The following is a 16,649-nucleotide window of genomic DNA, read 5'->3' on the forward strand; positions in this document are numbered from 1 at the left end:
CTCACGCCGCATATCGAGGCACGACATAAGGCCCCTCCGGGATGATGGCGACATCGGCATCGCCGTTGGCGCTGATGCTGCGGGCGATTGCCGTCTCGATATCGTCGATCATGCCGACGCCTGTCAGCGTCCGGTCGTCGCCCGAAAGACCGGTCGTATAGAGCTCGACGCTGCCGAGCCGCATCGGCTTCAACTGCATCTCCGTCTGCCACTCGTCGATCTCTGCTAGGCTCTTTGCCGTCAGCGTCGCCAGGAACCGATCGGGTCCGAGCTCGACCAGTCTTGCCTGCGCCTCGCGGAATTCCGGTGAACCGAAGCCTTCCGAACATTCCGACGCGATGATCAGCGTGCCGCCGGGCTTCAGGATATCGAGCGGCGTCACCATGCCCTTGATGGTCTGATAGTAGGTCTTGTCGAGCGGATAGCCGGCCGAAGAGGTGATGACGGTGGAGAACTTCCGGTCGAGAGGGATCTGTGTCGCGCCGCTGACGAAATCGACCGCCGCCTGATGGCTGGCGATGATCTCGCCGAAGGTGACGCAGACGAGATCGCGATCCTCATCCAGCACGGTATTCAACGCATAGACCTCACCGAGCATCCGGACGATTTCCAGCTGCTCCTCGTGCAGTGGATTGCCGATCAGATTGCATTGGACGGCCAGCGGGTCTTCCATGAAGCGTGCCGAGTGGAATGTCCGGATCGTCTCGTGATGGGCAACGCCCGGGGCAATGACCTTTCGTCCGCCCGACCAGCCTGCCATGAAATGCGGCTCGACAAGGCCGGTGGCGATCCTGAGATCGGCCTCGGCAAACAGCCGATCGAGCTTGACCGGCGTGTTCCGCGTCTTGGTGAAGCCGAAATCGATATGGGCGTCCTCGTCTCTGGCATAGTGGTTTTCGACGCGGACATTTTCGAGCACCCAGGGATCGCCGACCAGTTCGGCCAGCTCATCGCCGAGATTCGGCCGGTGCAGGCCGGTGGCGACCAGCACCGAAATCTTCTCCTGCGGAATGCCCGACGCGATCATCGTCTCGATCATCGGGCGCAGAAACAGCCGGTTCGGCACCGGCCGGGTGATGTCGCAGATCAGAATGCAGGCGCTTTGGCGGTTCTTTGCAAGGTCAGCAAGAGGTTTGGAGGCAACCGGATGGCGCAGCGCCTCGATCACCGCCGCCTTGCCATCGGCGAGTTTCGGCAGTTGCTGCTTGCGGATCACCGTCGGCCGGGCGCCCGGCGGAAGCGTGATGTCGAGATGGCCGCGGCCGTAGGAAAGAGCGATCGTGTCCATCGTCACACCTGCTCCGCCACGCCGCCGAGATAGAGCTCGCGCATCAGCGACATGTCCTTGAGTTCTGCGATCGGCCCCGACGTCGCGATGCGGCCGTTCTGCATCAGATAGCCGCGGGTGGCGACGGAAAGCGCCAGGCCGGCATTCTGCTCGACCAGTAGAACGGAGGCGTTGAAGGTCTTGCCGATGTCGAGAATGATCGTCTGGATTTCCTTGACGAGCAGCGGGGAAAGCCCGAGCGACGGCTCGTCGAGCAGCAGCACGCGGGGTCTCGCCATCAGGCCGCGGGCGATCGCCAGCATCTGCTGCTGGCCGCCGCTCAGCGAGCCGCCCTTCTGCTGCCGCTTGGTGGCAAGGATCGGGAAGAAGCGCTCCATCGTCTTGACGTCGGCTTCGACAGCGTCGGTGTCACGCCGCGCATAGGCGCCAAGACGCAGGTTTTCCTCGACGGTCATGTCGCCGAAGATCCGCCGTCCTTCCGGCACGAGAACCACACCGCGCTTGGCCATGATATCGGGCGTACGGCCCGTCACGTTTTCGCCGGCGAAGCTGATCGTTCCCGCGCGCGGTTTGACGAGGCCGACGATGGTGCGCAGCAAAGTCGATTTGCCAGCGCCGTTCGGGCCGAGAATGGTGATCACCTCGTTCTCGCCGAGCGTGACGGAGACATCGCGGTTGACGACCGTTGGGCCATACCCTGTTGTTACATTGGAAACATCGAGCAGGTTCACAGCGCACCTCCGAGATAGACTTCGAGCACCTTCGGATTGGAAAGAACGTCCTGTGTCGGCCCGTCGGCGATCTTCGAGCCGAAATCGAGGACGACCAGCCGCTTGCAGAGCATCTGCATCAGCTTCATGTCGTGATCGATGACGCAGACGCTGATGCCGTGGGCCGGGAACTGCTTGACCAGCCCGACCAGCGTTGCGGTTTCCTTGTCGTTCAGGCCTGCCGCCGGCTCATCAAGCAGGATTAGCGAGGGCCGCGTGGCGAGCGCCAGCGCGATGCCGAGGAGACGCAGATTGCCGAAGGGCAAAACGCCGGCGCGCTCATTTGCGAGCGCCGTCAGTCCGACGAAATCGAGCAGGGCGGCGGGCGTTGTCCAGGGATAGGGTCGGCTCGTCTTGCGCGCATGCTCGCAGGCGATCTGGACGTTTTCCCAGACGGTGAGGCCCGGAAAGGCCATGGCCTGCTGGAAGGTGTAGCCGATACCGGCGCCCGACACTTCATGGGCGGCGAGACTGGTGATATCCCGCCCGCGCCAGCGGACATGCCCCTCGGTCGGCCGGTAGACGCCGGTGATGACGTTGAAGAGCGTCGTCTTGCCGGAACCGTTCGGGCCGACGATGCCGAGGATCTCGCCCTCTTCGATCGACAGGTCGACACCGGATAGTGCTGTGACGCCGCCGAACTGCTTCTTCAGTCCGCTGATCTCAAGAATGGCGTTCATCGGCCTGCCTCCGAAGCATGCGTGGCAGTTGCCGCCTGGCGCGACGCCTGCTTTTGCGCCGGGCCGCGAACGAGCCTGTTCCAGCCGTCGATGAGGCCGGCGATCAGGCCGTTCGGGAGCAGCAGGATGACGGCGATCAGGCAGACGCCGTAGAGGATTCGGGATTCGACGGGATCGAGGTTCAGGACCTCAGGCAGGAAGGAGACGAGAATGCCGCCGGCGATCGGCCCGAGCAGCAGGCGCGCGCCGCCGATCATCACCATCAGCGCCAAATAGATGCTCGGGAAGGAGGAGAACTGGCTGGGCGAGATGTGCCGCAGGAAATAGGCGAGCAGCACGCCCGAGACACCGGCAAAGACGCCGCTGACGATGAAGGCGCCGATCTTGTGGCGGCCGACATTGATGCCGAGCGAGGCGGCCAGTTTCTCGTTTTCGCGGATGGCGCGCAGCGTCCGGCCATAGGGCGAGTTGATGATCCCCCAGCTGGCGATGGCGCTGAGTGCCACGAAGGCCAGCACGACGAAATAATAGGGGACGAGATCATCGAGACGCATGCCGAAGAAGCTGACCGGCAATTGCAGGTCGAGCCCAGTCGCGGCACCGGTGAAATCACCGCCATTTGTCAGAACGATGGTCAGCAGCTGGCCGAAGGCGAAGGTCATGATGACGAAGTGGTGGCCGGAGACGCGCAGCGAGGGGACGCCGATGATGGCCGCGAAGGCGGCAGCGGCGATGCCGCCAAGCGGCAGTGCCACCCAGAAGCTGATGCCGGTATCGCGGGCAAGCAGCGCCGCCGCATAGGCGCCGACGCCGACAAGGGCCGCATGGCCCATGGAGAGGATACCGGTCTGGCCGAACAGCACCGAGAGGCCATAGAGCGCGACGATGTTGATGCCGGCCGAGATCGCCAGCGACAGCATACGGTTGCTGGCGCCAAGCGTCGGGACGAAGGCAAGGATCGCCAGCACGACCAGAGCCGGTATCAGTGAGCGGAGCGACGAAAGTGAATTGTTCATAGCATGTGCCTTTCGCGCGTCAGGCCATTTTCGGGCCGCTCGTGCCGCCGAACAGTCCATTCGGGCGGAAGAGCAGAACCAGGATCATCAGGGCGAAGGAATAGGCGTCTGTCCAGGCGGAGAAGCCGTAGCCGGCGCTGAAGCCTTCGACGATGCCGAGAATCAGGCCGGCGACGACAGCACCGGTCAGGTTTCCGAGGCCGCCGATCAGCGCCACGGCAAAACCCTTCATCACCATGGTGCCGCCGGTGAACGGCGTGATCGGGAAGAGGGCGATGAGCAACGCGCCGCCGAGACCGGCAAGGGCGCTGCCGAGCACGAAGACACCGGTGATGTAGCGACGGACCGGGATGCCCATCAGTGCAGCCGTATCGCGATCATCGACGGCGGCGCGCAGCGCGCGTCCATAGCGGCTGCGGGTGACCATGGCGAAGGTCAGTGCCACGACCGCGATGGTGACGAGAATGACCATGACGCGAACCGAGGCGATGCGGACGCCGCCGATATCCCAGATGCCGGTCAGCGGGCGTGGAATGCTCTTCTGGTTCGGATCGTAGAAGAAGATGACGATGTGCTGCAGCACGACGATCAGCCCGAGCGAGACGATGAAGCCATTGGTCGGCCGCGTCAGCGTGAAGCGAAACAGCCCGCGTTCAAGCACGAAGCCCATGACGCCGACGGCAAGGACGGCGAGCACGAGAGCGATGAAGAATCCGAGGCCGGCTTGCACGGCAAGCCAAGTGACGATGCTGCCGACCATCAGGAATTCGCCATGCGCGAAATTGATGATGCCGGTCAGGCCGAAGATCAAGGTGACCCCGACGGCGATCAGCGTGATGACGCTCGCGATCGACAGGCCGTTGAGGATTTGCTGAATGAGAATGTCCACAGCTCTGTTCCGCTGTTACGGGGACTGCGCGTCAGGCGCGTCCGCTTTCAATGACGAAAGTCCCGCCGGCGCAGGGGGCCGGCGGGAGGCGCATCGGCAGTTTATTCCGCGGGGGCTTCGGCGGGTGGCTGCTGCATCGCGCAGGAGATGTCGCCGCCCGGTGCTGCAGCGCAGACCTCGGTTGCGTGCGTCACCTGATGGCTCTTGTTGAAGGAGAGGTCATCGGAAACCACGCCCTTGTGATGGAGCGATTCCAGGGCTGCGACGGTCTTGTCCGGATCGAGCGAACCGGCCTTGGTCCAGGCTTCGGCGAGCATATGGACATAGTCGTAGTAGAGCAGCGAGACCGAGGAAGTTACGCCCTTCGGTGCGCCGGCAGCGAAGTAGGCCTTGAAATAGGTCTTCGCATTGGCGTTGGAAGATTCACCCCAGCAGATCGGCACGCAGCTCATGGCGACCGGCACGTCGGCGGTCAGGCCTCGTTCCTTCCAGATGCCCGGGTCGACGCCGAACAGGAAGTAGCTGGGGGCAACGCCGAGTTCGAGCGCCTGCGGCAGGGCCGTCAGCGTCGAGTCGCCGTTGTACCAGAAGTGCACGACGTCAGGGTTCAGGCTCTTGGCGCGCGTCAGGAACGGCGAGAAGTCGGTGGTGTCGGGCGGATAGGAGATGACTTCAGGCACTTCCTGTCCTTCGGCCTTCAGTGCCTTGACGTAATAGGAGGTCAGGAACTGGCCGGTCGCGTCATTGCCGACGATGACCACAGACTTTTTCAGCGGGTGGCCGACGAGCGGGGTCAGCAGGCTGAGAACGCCGCGGGCCGTTGAGCCGGAGCGCTGGAATTCCTGCGGCTCGGACTGGAAGAGGTAATGGTCTTCGGCGCCGGGGGCGACGGACTGCGGGTTCAGGATTTTTGCCAGCGTGCTGTTGCCGGCAAACTGGATCACCTTGGCAGGCTGGGTGATCTTGGTCATCGCCAATGTAAAGTCGTGGGTTTCCGAACCGAAGATCGCCGAAACCTTTTCATCGCGAACCAGTTCCTGGGTCGCGGCAATGGCGGTGGAGATGTCTGTGCGGTCGTCGCGCTTCACCATCTCGACCTTGTAGGTCTTGTCACCAACCTTGACGCCTCCCGCGTCGTTGATTTCCTTGACCGCTAGGCCAACGCCCGCCGGCAAGGTGTGACCGGCCGAGACGAAAGCGCCGGATTCTGCGGCCACGACACCGATCTTGATCGTGTCTTCAGCCGATGCCATTTGCAGTGACGCGCCGAGGCTAAGCGCTAGAGAAATGCCTCCCAAAACAAGTGATCGCACGGTCTCATCCTCCCGATGCAGATTTTGCGTACTTACCGGGTTGTCGTACAACCCTGTTTTCTGATAATTGGGTTGACGGAGAATGTCAAGCAAGTCTAACCAGACAGTACCGGCCCGCCGGTCACCGCAAATCAGGGAGTGAGAGATGCGAACGAAGGAGTTCGGCCGGACAGGCCGCAAGGTCAGCGAGATCGGATTTGGCGCGTGGGCGATTGGCGCCGCATGGGGAGAGGTCAACGATACGGAGGCGCTCGCCGCCCTGCACGCCGCTCTCGACACCGGCGTCACCTTTATCGACACGGCCGATGTCTATGGCGACGGCCATTCGGAACGCCTGATCGCCAAGGTGATGAAGGAACGCGGCGGCGAACGCCCGTTCATCGCTACCAAGGCCGGTCGCCGCCTGCCCGAACAGTCCGTCGAAGGCTATAGCGCGGAGAACCTGAACGGCTGGATCGATCGCAGCCTCAAGAACCTTGAGACCGATTGCCTCGATCTCGTCCAGCTGCATTGCCCGCCGACGGATCTCTACTATCACCCTGAAGTTTTCGGACGTCTGGACCGGCTGGTGGAGCAGGGCAAGATCCGCAATTACGGCGTCAGCGTCGAGCGCGTCGAGGAAGCGCTGAAGGCGATCGAATATTCCGGCGTCGTCAGTGTCCAGATCATTTTCAACGCCTTCCGCCAGCGCCCGATCGAGCATTTCTTCAAGCAGGCGGAGGAAAAGAAGGTGGCGATCATCGCCCGCGTGCCGCTGGCAAGCGGGCTGCTGTCGGGCAAGTTCAAGAAGGACACCAAGTTCGAGAGCAATGACCACCGGCTCTTCAACCGCAACGGCGAAGCCTTCGATGTCGGCGAGACCTTCTCCGGCGTACCCTATGAGGTCGGTCTGGAGGCGGTCGAAAAGGTTCGTCCCCTGGTCTCCGGCGATACGACCATGGCGAAATTCGCGCTCCGCTGGATCCTGATGTTCGACGCCGTCACGCTCCCCATTCCGGGCGCCCGCAATCCGGCGCAGGCGAGCTCCAATGCCGAGGCCGCCAGCTTGCCGGCGATTTCCGACAGCGCGATGCGGGAGATCAGGTCGATCTACGACACCTACATCAAGCAATATGTTCATCAGCGCTGGTAGGGAGCGTCAACCATGACAAGCCCGATCATCGATTCCCATCATCACTTCTGGGATCCCAAAAGCGGTGGCGATTATGGCTGGCTGAGCGGCCCCTTCGAACCGATCAACCGCGTGTTCGAGCCGGACGACCTGCGCCCGGCTCTACAGAAGAATGGCGTCAACGGAACCGTTCTGGTGCAGACCTGGAACGATCTCGGCGAGACCTGGGATTTCATCAGGACGGCGGAGGCGACGGATTTCGTCGCCGGCGTCGTCGGCTGGGTGGATCTGACCGATCCGAAACTCGTCCAGACGCTTGCCGAACTGCAATCGTCGCCTCAGGGCAAGTGGCTGGTCGGCGTCCGGCACCTTATCCAGACGGAAAGTGACCCGAACTGGCTGCTGCGCGATGACGTGAAGAAGGGCCTGGAAGCTGTCGAGGCTGCCGGGCTCGTCTATGACCTCGTGCCGAACCTGCCGCAACTGCCCTCCTGCATCGCGACAGTGGAAGCCTTCCCTGAAACGCGCTTCGTGCTCGACCACATCTCGAAGCCAGAAATCCGCAATGGCGGTTTCGACGAATGGGCGGTGCTGATCCGCCAGTTCAAAGGGCAACGTGACCACGTCTGGTGCAAGGTCTCCGGCATGGTGACGGAAGCCAACTGGCAGAGCTGGACGCCTGAGGACCTGAAGCCCTACGTCCATGAAGTGCTCGATGTCTTCGGCACCGATCGCTGCATGTTCGGCACCGACTGGCCGGTTTGCCTGGTAGCGGCAAGCTACGACCGTGTCGTCGAGGCGCTGCAGGAATGCCTCAAGGATCTGTCGAGCGCCGAGCGGGAGCGGATCTTCGGACTGAACGCGATCGAGGTCTACCGGCTTCCAGGCTTTGGGGAGGACCGGGCATGACGGCGGTTATGACTTCGAGCAAGATCGGCTTTGCCTCCCGCCTCGGCTTCGGCGCGAGCGGCATCGGAACGCTCTACCGGGATGTGACCGAGGCGCAGGCGGCCGATGTTCTGGCTGCCGCCTTTGACGGCGGGATGCGCTATTTCGACACCGCGCCGCTCTATGGCCACGGTCTCAGCGAATTGCGCCTTGGCACCTTCCTGCGAACCATCGATCGCAAGACCGTCACGGTCTCCACCAAGGCCGGCCGCTATATGGCGCCGCCCTATGGCGAGAAGGTCGATTACGGTCTGTGGGCCTCGCCGCTGCGCCTCAAGCCGTTCTTCGACTACAGCTATGCCGGAACGATGCGTTCGCTCGAGCAATCGGCAAACCGGCTCGGCATTGCCGATTTCGATCTGGTCTATATCCATGATGTCGATCGCTTCACCCATGGGGATGCCTATGAGCGGCGTTTCAACGAGGCCGTCGAAGGCTGCTACCGGGCGCTCGACGATCTCAGAAAGGCCGGTCACATCAAGGCGATCGGCGTCGGCGTCAATGAGAGCGATGTTGCAACACGGTTCATGAAGGCCTGCGCGCTCGACGCTGTCATGATGGCCGGGCGCTATACCCTGCTCGACCGGGCGGCTGAAGCCGACCTGCTGCCGGAAGCTGCTCATCGGGGTGTCGAGATTGTCGTCGCCGGGGTGTTCAATTCGGGCATTCTCGCCACGGGTCCGGGCAATTCAGGCACGACCTTCGATTACGGTGCTCCGCCGGAGGAAGTCGTCGCCCGGGCCAAGCGGATCGAGGCGATCTGCGAGCGTCACGGCGTCCCCCTGCAGGCGGCAGCGATCCAGTTCGCCTTCCGCAATCCACACGTCTCCGCCGCCGTTCTCGGCATGAGCCGGCCGGAGCGCATTGCGCAGAATCTCGATTGGGCGAAGCTGCCGATCCCTGATGCCCTGTGGCAGGAAACCGACGCGCTGTTCGAGCGCGAACGCTAGGACAGAGCGCCCGCGCAAACCGCGCGGGTGCCTTTCAGCGCCTTGTGGTGCCGACCCGCGAGAGCAGGATGACGGGCAGGAGGCTGACGAGGACGATTGCGAGAGCGGCGATCGATGCCTCCTCGTATGTTCCCCTCGCTGCCTCGCCGTAGAGATGCGTGGCGAAAGTCTCGACATTCAGCGGGCGCAGCAGCAGGGTCGCCGGCAGTTCCTTGACGCAATCCACGAAGACCAGCAGCGCAGCGGCGGCAATCGCCGTCTTCGACAGCGGCAGATGCACGAGGCGGAAGGTGCCTGATGGTGTCTGGCCAAGTGTGCGCGAGGCGTGGTCGAGCGTGACAGGAATGCGCGCCAGTCCGGCGTCGATGCCGCCCGCCGAAATCGCCAGGAAGCGAACCGCCAGCGCATAGACGAGGGCCGCTCCCGATCCCATGAAGAACAATCCGGTGACGACGCCCAACCATTGAGTACCGGCATGAAAGATCATCCTGTCCGCACTGCCGAGGACGATCAGCACGCCGATCGCCACGACTGTTCCCGGTGCGGCATAGCCGGTTGCCGCAATCCGCATCAGCAAGGATGAGCCTGCACCCGGCCATAGACGGCCGGCATAGGCAAGCAGAAGGCCGAGAAGGATGACCGCGGCGGTGGCGACCGAGGCGAAGAGCACTGTGTATCCGGCTTCACTGAGGAAATTGGCGGAAACCCCGGCGAAGCGGAAGCGCTTCCAGGCCTCCGAGGCCAGATAGACAGCCGGCGCCGCGAAGCCGAGGATAACAGGCAGGAAGCCGAGAGCAGAGAGAAGGAGACCCTTGGACGGAGAGACCTTTTGCGGCTGCAGGCCGCGGCTGCGGCGGCTGTCGGTTGCGTAGCGCTGATTGCGCCGGGCCCAGCGCTCGATGGCAATCAGGGCTACGACGATGAAAAACAGTGCCAGCGCGATCTGCGATGCGCCGGGCAGGTCGGTGCGGGTGATCCAGGTCGTGTAGATCGAGACCGTCAGGGTCCGCACGCCCAGAAATTCGGCGGCGCCGACGTCGTTCAGTGTTTCCATCAATGCCAGGCTGACGCCGACGGCAACGGCCGGGCGGGCAAGCGGCAGGGCGATATGCCAGAAGACGCCGCGCCTGCTAATGCCGAGCATCCGTCCCGCTTCGATGAGATTGGCCGACTGCGTCAGGAACATCGCCCGGACAGGAATATAGACATAGGGATAAAGCACCATGCCGAGCAGCAGGATGCAGCCCGTCATCGAACGGATATCGGGCAAGCGGAACTGCCGTGGGCTCTCATAGCCGAGCAGCCAGCGGATCGCGCCCTGCACGGAGCCGATCGGATGCAGGATATCGAGATAGGCGTAGGCGATGATATAGGTCGGCACCGCGAGCGGTAGCAGCAGCGCCCATTCCAGCACGCGGCGGCCGGGAAAGTCGTAGGCTGTCACCAGCCAAGCCGTCAGCGTACCAATTGCCGCCGTCATCAGGCCGACCCCGCCGAGCAGGATCACCGTATCCGCAAGGGCGACCGGCAGGATCGTCGAAAACAGATGGCTCCAGAGCGACGGCGAGCCTTTGAACGCTTCGAAGGCGAGGCCGCCGAAGGGCAGGATGACGAGAAACGCAACAAGCCCGGCTCCGGAAAGCCAGGCGCTGACCGGCCGCCTTGCGGGGCGATCTGCCACTGATGTCAGGGACATGCAATCATCCGAACGGAAAGGGGCGCCCGCAGGTGCAGCCGCCCCGATCGCCTTAGTTGTCGAAACCGACCTTGTCGACGAGCGCGCTCGCCTCCTTGCGGTAGCCGACAATTTCGGCCAGCGGCTTGCTGTCGATCTTCAATTCGCCGAAGGAGGCGATGATCGGATCGACAGAGGCGCCGGCCTTGACCGGATACTCGTAATTGGCTTCGGCATAGATCTTCTGGGCCTCGTCGGAGACGAGATATTCCAGAAGCTTCACGGCTTCTTCCTTGTTTGGCGCATGCTTGGCAACGGCCGCACCGGAGATGTTGACCTGCGTGCCGCCGTTCTTGAAGGTCGGCAGGACCACCTTGATCGCCTCACCCCACTTGACCTGGTCTTCGCCGCCCTTTCCGGAGCGCATCAGACCGACATAGTAGGAGTTGGCAATGGCGATGTCGCAGACGCCGCCGAGGATATCCTTTGCGCCGTCGCGGTCACCACCGGCCGCCTTGCGGGCGAGGTTGTCCTTGATGCCGGAAAGCCACTTTTCGGTTTCGGCTTCGCCGTAATGGGCGATATAATCCGCAAACAGCGCCGTGTTGTACGGATGCTGGCCAGAGCGGATGCAGATCTTGCCCTTCCACTTGGGATCGGCGAGATCCTCGTAGTTGAAGGCCGTCAGATCGACATCCTTGGCGGCATAGAGCACGCGGGCGCGCATCGACAGGCCGAACCAGTAGCCCTTCGCATCGCGAAGCTGTTCTGGAATGGCGGCGTTGAGCGTTGCGGACTCGATCGGCTGGGTGACGCCCTTTTCGGCGAGATCCACCAGATTGCCGGCATCGACGGCCATCAGGATATCTGCCGGAGAGGCAGCACCTTCGCTTGCCACACGTTCGGCAAGACCGTCCTTGAGAAACACGGTGTTGACCTTGGTGCCGGTCTTCGCCGTGTAGGCTTCCAGAAGCGGCGCGATCAGCGCCGGCTCACGTGTCGTGTAGAGATTGAGCTCGGCGGCCGAAACGGTGACCGGAAGAGCGCACAGAGAAAAAGCGGCGAATGCCGCGGACATTTTGGTTTGCATCATACTACCCCCGTAAATGACTGCGCTCCGTAGCTGCAGTTCTTGAGGGGGATAGTCAAGTTTAAGTCGCCGCCATCACGGCTTCGTGATGGCGTTCTCACCCGTTCAGGCGAAGGCGAGCACCCGTTCGGGAGCGATCGAGATTCGCACGCTCTGCGCATCGTCCGGCAGGCGCCGCATGGTGCGGGTCCGGATCGGAGCCTGGAGACCCTCGACATCGAGCGTCAGTTCCTCGATTTCCCCCTGGAAGGAGCGCCTGATGATGCGGGCCGGCAGGTCACCTTCATCGACCGAGACCGTGATATCCTGGAAGCGCACATAGACGGTGCCGCTTTCCTCGTCGCGCAGGTCGAGCCCATGCGCGAAGCTGCCGATTGCCGTTTCCATGCGGCCGTTCCTGCTGATGCCGGGAATCTTGTTCGCCAGCGAAAAGAATTCGGCGGCATAGGCGCAGTTCGGCCGGTCGTGGAGATCGTAGCCGGTTCCCACCTGAACGATCTCACCCGCCCGCATCAGCACCACCCGGTCGCCCGCCGACAGCGCCTCCTGCGGATCATGGGTGACGATGATGGCGGTGGTGCCGAGTGTTCTCAGAAGTGCGATCGTCTCGGTGCGGACCTGCTCGCGCAGCCCCTGGTCGAGGTTGGAGAATGGCTCGTCCATCAGCAGGATGCGCGGCCGCGGCGCCAGCGCCCGGGCAAGTGCCACGCGCTGCTGCTCGCCGCCAGAGAGCATATGCGGGTAGCGGTCCGTCAGATGGCCGATCCCGGCAATGCTGATGACTTCCGCCGCCATCGCTGCCGCTTCGGCCTTTGGCCGCCTGCGCAGACCGAAGAGAATGTTCTGCATCGCCGTCAGATGCGGAAAGAGGGCATAGTCCTGGAAGACGAAACCGATCTTGCGTTCTTCCGGCTCGACGAAGCGGTCCGGCCCGGACACCATCTCGCCCTCCAGCACCACTGCTCCGCCATCCGGCCGCTCGATGCCTGCGATCACCCGGAGAAGCGTGGACTTGCCGCAGCCGGAATGGCCGACCAGGGTGACGATCTCGCCACGGGCGACGGTCAGCGACAGGCCGGCAAGTGCTGCCTGGGCGCCGAAGCTGCGGCGGATCGCTGATATCTCGAGCGCGGGTGAAGAGGCCTTGTCCTGCATGCGGGTCCTTGGAAGCTTGGTTCGAACCGCCTTACTTTAGGGAGCCCAAGGCCCGCGTACAACCACCGCCCGAAATCCCGCGTTCAACGCCAGTCTTCGGAGGCGCAGCAAAAATGGCGCAGGCGCGCAAATTTTAGGCATTGGCGTACCGCTCTTGGCCAAAGCGGGCTGTGCCGGACGCAGAAGTTGCGATAGATGCTGTGCTAGCGAACGCCACCGGGAGGATTTCACCCGGTCCCGAACGCTTCCATTTCTTCATCACATGACCGCAGCAGGCAAGGAATCCTGTTGCAGGAGGATATATTCATGGCCGTAGTGAGCGAAACCGCGCCGCGTTTCCAGAAGACGACAATGTCGATCCTGATGGCAGTCAGCTTCTGCCACATGCTGAACGATATCATGCAGTCGCTTCTTGCGTCGCTATATCCGCTCTTCAAGGCCAATTATAACCTCGACTTCGTACAGATCGGCCTGCTGACGATGACCTTCCAGGTCACCGCGTCGCTGCTGCAGCCTTTCGTCGGCATCTTCACCGACCGCTGGCCGATGCCCTATTCGCTGCCAGTCGGCATGGCCAGCACCTTCTGCGGCCTGATCCTGCTGGGCAATGCCGGCAGTTTCGAGCTGCTGCTCGTTGCGGCAAGCCTCATCGGCTTCGGCTCCGCCGTCTTCCATCCGGAGTCCTCGCGCGTCGCGCGGCTGGCCTCCGGCGGCCGTCACGGCTTTGCACAGTCCTTCTTCCAGGTGGGCGGCAATGCCGGTCAGGCGATCGGCCCGCTGATCGCCGCGTTCATCGTCTTCCCGCTCGGCCAGCACAGCGTTTCCTGGCTATCGGGCATCGCGCTGATCGGCATGATCGTGCTCGGCTGGGTCGGCAACTGGTACATGAGCCACCGCCGCCAGAATGCCGGCAAGCCGGCCGTCAGCCGCACCCTGCCGTTGCCGCAGAACAAGGTGGTGATCGCGCTGCTGATCCTCGTGCTTCTGACCGCGACGAAGAACGTCTACATGGCAAGTATCTCGAGCTACTTCACCTTCTATGTCATCGACCGTTTCCAGCTCGGCGTGCAGCAGGCGCAGCTGATGCTATTCCTGTTCCTGGGCTCGGTTGCCGTCGGCACCTTCCTCGGCGGCCCGATCGGCGATCGTCTCGGCGCCCGTTTCGTCATCTGGTTCTCGATCCTCGGCGTCATTCCCTTCGCGCTGATGCTGCCCTATGCCAACCTCTTCTGGACATGCGTTCTCAGCGTCGTCATCGGCCTGATCTTCGCTTCGGCCTTCTCGGCGATCGTCGTCTTCGCGCAGGAGCTGGTGCCGGGCCGCGTCGGGCTGATTGCCGGGGTGTTCTTCGGCTTCGCCTTCGGCGCCGGTGGTCTCGGCGCCGCCTTCCTCGGCGATTTCGCCGATAGCCACGGCATCGAGTTCATCTACAAGATCTGCTCCTATCTGCCGCTGCTCGGCCTGCTGACGATCTTCCTGCCGAAGATCCCCAGACACGCGCACGGGTGACCGGGCACGCGGAAGCGTGACGGGAAGGCTCGTGTAAATTATCCTAAGGCCCTATCGCGCCGCATGCATTCCTGGTGATAGCGTGCGGCGCAATGACATGCCGGAGGATGACATGACGAAGAAGACCGTGGCCGATTGGCAGGCGCTTGCCGCGAAGGAGCTGAAGGCTTCTCCGGATGTGCTTGTCTGGCACACGCCTGAGGGCATCGACGTCAAGCCGCTCTATACGGCCGAGGATATCGCGGGCGCCGGTCATCTGGACAGCATTCCGGGCTTTGCTCCCTTCACCCGCGGACCGCGGGCGACGATGTATGCCGGACGCCCCTGGACCATCCGCCAATATGCCGGCTTCTCGACCGCCGAAGCCTCCAATGCCTTCTACCGCAAGGCGCTTGCCGCCGGTCAGCAGGGCGTCTCGGTTGCCTTCGATCTGGCCACCCATCGCGGCTATGACAGCGATCATCCGCGCGTCGAAGGAGATGTCGGCAAGGCCGGCGTGGCGATCGACAGCGTCGAGGACATGAAGATCCTGTTCGACGGCATCCCGCTGGAGAAGATCTCGGTGTCGATGACGATGAACGGCGCCGTCATCCCGATCCTCGCCTCCTTCATCGTCGCCGGGGAAGAGCAGGGTGTTTCGCGCGCGGCTCTGTCCGGCACCATCCAGAACGACATCCTCAAGGAGTTCATGGTCCGCAACACCTATATCTATCCGCCCGAGCCCTCGATGCGGATCGTTGCCGATATCATCGAGTATACAGCGCGCGAGATGCCGAAGTTCAATTCGATCTCGATCTCCGGCTATCACATGCAGGAGGCCGGTGCGACGCTGGTGCAGGAGCTTGCCTTCACGCTGGCCGATGGCCGCGAATATGTGCGGGCGGCCATCGCCAAGGGTCTCGACGTCGACGAATTCGCCGGACGCCTCTCCTTCTTCTTCGCCATCGGCATGAACTTCTTCATGGAGGCGGCAAAGCTGCGTGCCGCCCGTCTGCTATGGACGAAGATCATGGAGGAGTTCCAGCCGAAGAAGGCCTCGTCGCTGATGCTGCGCACCCATTGCCAGACGTCGGGTGTCTCGCTGCAGGAGCAGGATCCCTATAACAACATCATCAGGACCGCCTTCGAGGCGATGTCGGCCGTGCTCGGCGGCACGCAGTCGCTGCACACCAATTCCTTCGACGAGGCGATCGCCCTGCCGACGGAATTCTCGGCCCGCATCGCCCGCAACACCCAGCTGATCCTGCAGCACGAGACGGGGGTGACCAAGGTCGTCGATCCCCTGGCTGGTTCCTATTATGTCGAGAGCCTCACAAAGGAATTGGCCGACAAGGCCTGGGCGCTGATCGAGGAGGTCGAGGCGCTCGGCGGCATGACCAAGGCCGTCAACGAAGGCCTGCCGAAGCGGCTGATCGAGGAAGCCGCGACGCGCCGTCAGGCCGCTGTCGACAAGGGCGACGAAGTGATCGTCGGCGTCAACAAATACCGGCTCGAGACCGAGGAAGAGCTCGACATCCTGGCGATCGACAATGCGGCTGTGCGGACCGCGCAGGTCAAGCGCATCGAGGACACGCGCCGCCGCCGTGATGGCGTCAAGGTTGCCGAAACCCTGAAAGCCCTTGCAGACATCGCCCGCACCGGAGAGGGAAACCTGCTTGCCGCCGCAGTCGAGGCAGCGCGGGCGCGCGCCACCGTCGGTGAAATCTCCGATGCGATGCGCGCGTCCTTCGGCGATCATGCGGCGGTACCCGAGGTGATCAGGGACGTCTATGGCGAGGCCTATCGCGATCAGCCGGAGCTTGCCGTGCTGAAGGGCCGCATGGCGGATGTGACGGAGAGCCTCGGGCGCAAGCCGAAGATCATGGTCGCCAAGCTCGGCCAGGACGGCCATGACCGCGGTGCGAAAGTCATCTCTTCGGCCTTCGGCGATGTCGGCTTCGACGTGCTGGCCGGGCCGCTGTTCCAGACGCCCGATGAGGCGGCCGGGATGGCGATCGGCGAGAAGGTCAACGTCATCGGCGTCTCGTCGCTGGCGGCTGGTCACAAGACGCTGCTGCCGCAGCTGGTCGAGGCGCTGAAGGCAAAGGGTGGCGGCGATGTCATCGTCGTCTGCGGCGGGGTCATTCCGCGCCAGGACTATCAGTTCCTCACCGACCACGGCGTCGCCGCCGTCTTCGGGCCGGGGACGAATGTGCTCGATGCCGCAAACTCCGTGCTGGATCTGCTGCAGGGCATCAGGCGAAATACCTGATGCT

The 16,649-nt window shown here is 63.1% G+C and carries 14 protein-coding genes; 5 read left to right on the forward strand and 9 right to left on the reverse strand.

What is annotated here, in order from left to right; all coding sequences use genetic code 11:
• Position 1: 1 nt before the first annotated feature.
• From AC1DJO_RS04975 to AC1DJO_RS05000, 6 genes are all read right to left on the reverse strand, one after another.
• Complete coding sequence (locus AC1DJO_RS04975; protein WP_310290729.1) at positions 2 to 1,288, reverse strand: nickel-dependent lactate racemase family protein; 1,287 nt, start codon at positions 1,286 to 1,288, stop codon at positions 2 to 4.
• Positions 1,289 to 1,290: 2 nt separating this feature from the next.
• Positions 1,291 to 2,019 (reverse strand): ABC transporter ATP-binding protein, encoded by a 729-nt coding sequence (locus AC1DJO_RS04980; RefSeq protein WP_112388733.1) that lies wholly within the window; start codon positions 2,017 to 2,019, stop codon positions 1,291 to 1,293.
• Positions 2,016 to 2,738, reverse strand: coding sequence for an ABC transporter ATP-binding protein (locus tag AC1DJO_RS04985; RefSeq protein ID WP_112388732.1), 723 nt, complete (start codon positions 2,736 to 2,738; stop codon positions 2,016 to 2,018). Before AC1DJO_RS04985 ends, AC1DJO_RS04980 begins: the two co-directional genes overlap by 4 nt.
• Positions 2,735 to 3,754: a branched-chain amino acid ABC transporter permease gene (locus AC1DJO_RS04990; RefSeq protein WP_112388731.1), complete on the reverse strand. Its 1,020-nt coding sequence runs from the start codon at positions 3,752 to 3,754 to the stop codon at positions 2,735 to 2,737. Before AC1DJO_RS04990 ends, AC1DJO_RS04985 begins: the two co-directional genes overlap by 4 nt.
• A gap of 19 nt (positions 3,755 to 3,773) precedes the next feature.
• Positions 3,774 to 4,643, reverse strand: coding sequence for a branched-chain amino acid ABC transporter permease (locus AC1DJO_RS04995; protein ID WP_112388730.1), 870 nt, complete (start codon positions 4,641 to 4,643; stop codon positions 3,774 to 3,776).
• Between the two features lie 101 nt (positions 4,644 to 4,744).
• Positions 4,745 to 5,956 (reverse strand): ABC transporter substrate-binding protein, encoded by a 1,212-nt coding sequence (locus AC1DJO_RS05000; RefSeq protein WP_112388729.1) that lies wholly within the window; start codon positions 5,954 to 5,956, stop codon positions 4,745 to 4,747.
• A 145-nt stretch (positions 5,957 to 6,101) separates the two neighbouring features.
• Here AC1DJO_RS05000 and AC1DJO_RS05005 point away from each other — a divergent pair, with 145 nt between their 5' ends.
• From AC1DJO_RS05005 to AC1DJO_RS05015, 3 genes are read left to right on the forward strand one after another with little or no spacing between them, the layout of a single operon-like run.
• Positions 6,102 to 7,088: an aldo/keto reductase gene (locus AC1DJO_RS05005; RefSeq protein WP_112388728.1), complete on the forward strand. Its 987-nt coding sequence runs from the start codon at positions 6,102 to 6,104 to the stop codon at positions 7,086 to 7,088.
• A 12-nt stretch (positions 7,089 to 7,100) separates the two neighbouring features.
• Entirely contained in the window at positions 7,101 to 7,976 is an 876-nt protein-coding gene (locus tag AC1DJO_RS05010; RefSeq protein WP_112388727.1) for an amidohydrolase family protein, read from the forward strand.
• Positions 7,973 to 8,965 (forward strand): aldo/keto reductase, encoded by a 993-nt coding sequence (locus AC1DJO_RS05015; RefSeq protein ID WP_162698699.1) that lies wholly within the window; start codon positions 7,973 to 7,975, stop codon positions 8,963 to 8,965. Before AC1DJO_RS05010 ends, AC1DJO_RS05015 begins: the two co-directional genes overlap by 4 nt.
• 34 nt (positions 8,966 to 8,999) lie before the next feature.
• Here the strand turns inward: AC1DJO_RS05015 and AC1DJO_RS05020 are convergent, their stop codons facing one another.
• The 3 genes from AC1DJO_RS05020 to AC1DJO_RS05030 form a co-directional block, all read right to left on the reverse strand.
• Complete coding sequence (locus AC1DJO_RS05020) at positions 9,000 to 10,661, reverse strand: ABC transporter permease (RefSeq protein ID WP_112388725.1); 1,662 nt, start codon at positions 10,659 to 10,661, stop codon at positions 9,000 to 9,002.
• Between the two features lie 52 nt (positions 10,662 to 10,713).
• A complete protein-coding gene (locus tag AC1DJO_RS05025) occupies positions 10,714 to 11,718 on the reverse strand; it encodes an extracellular solute-binding protein (RefSeq protein WP_162698698.1) in 1,005 nt (334 codons plus the stop codon).
• Positions 11,719 to 11,835: 117 nt separating this feature from the next.
• A complete protein-coding gene (locus AC1DJO_RS05030; protein WP_112388724.1) occupies positions 11,836 to 12,885 on the reverse strand; it encodes an ABC transporter ATP-binding protein in 1,050 nt (349 codons plus the stop codon).
• 306 nt (positions 12,886 to 13,191) lie between these two features.
• Here AC1DJO_RS05030 and AC1DJO_RS05035 point away from each other — a divergent pair, with 306 nt between their 5' ends.
• Together AC1DJO_RS05035 and scpA are read left to right on the forward strand one after the other, a co-directional pair.
• A complete protein-coding gene (locus AC1DJO_RS05035) occupies positions 13,192 to 14,394 on the forward strand; it encodes an MFS transporter (protein WP_112388723.1) in 1,203 nt (400 codons plus the stop codon).
• A gap of 112 nt (positions 14,395 to 14,506) precedes the next feature.
• Entirely contained in the window at positions 14,507 to 16,645 is a 2,139-nt protein-coding gene (gene scpA, locus AC1DJO_RS05040; RefSeq protein ID WP_112388722.1) for a methylmalonyl-CoA mutase, read from the forward strand.
• The last annotated feature ends 4 nt before the right edge of the window (positions 16,646 to 16,649 follow it).

The organism is Rhizobium sp. 05N430 (assembly GCF_056396985.1).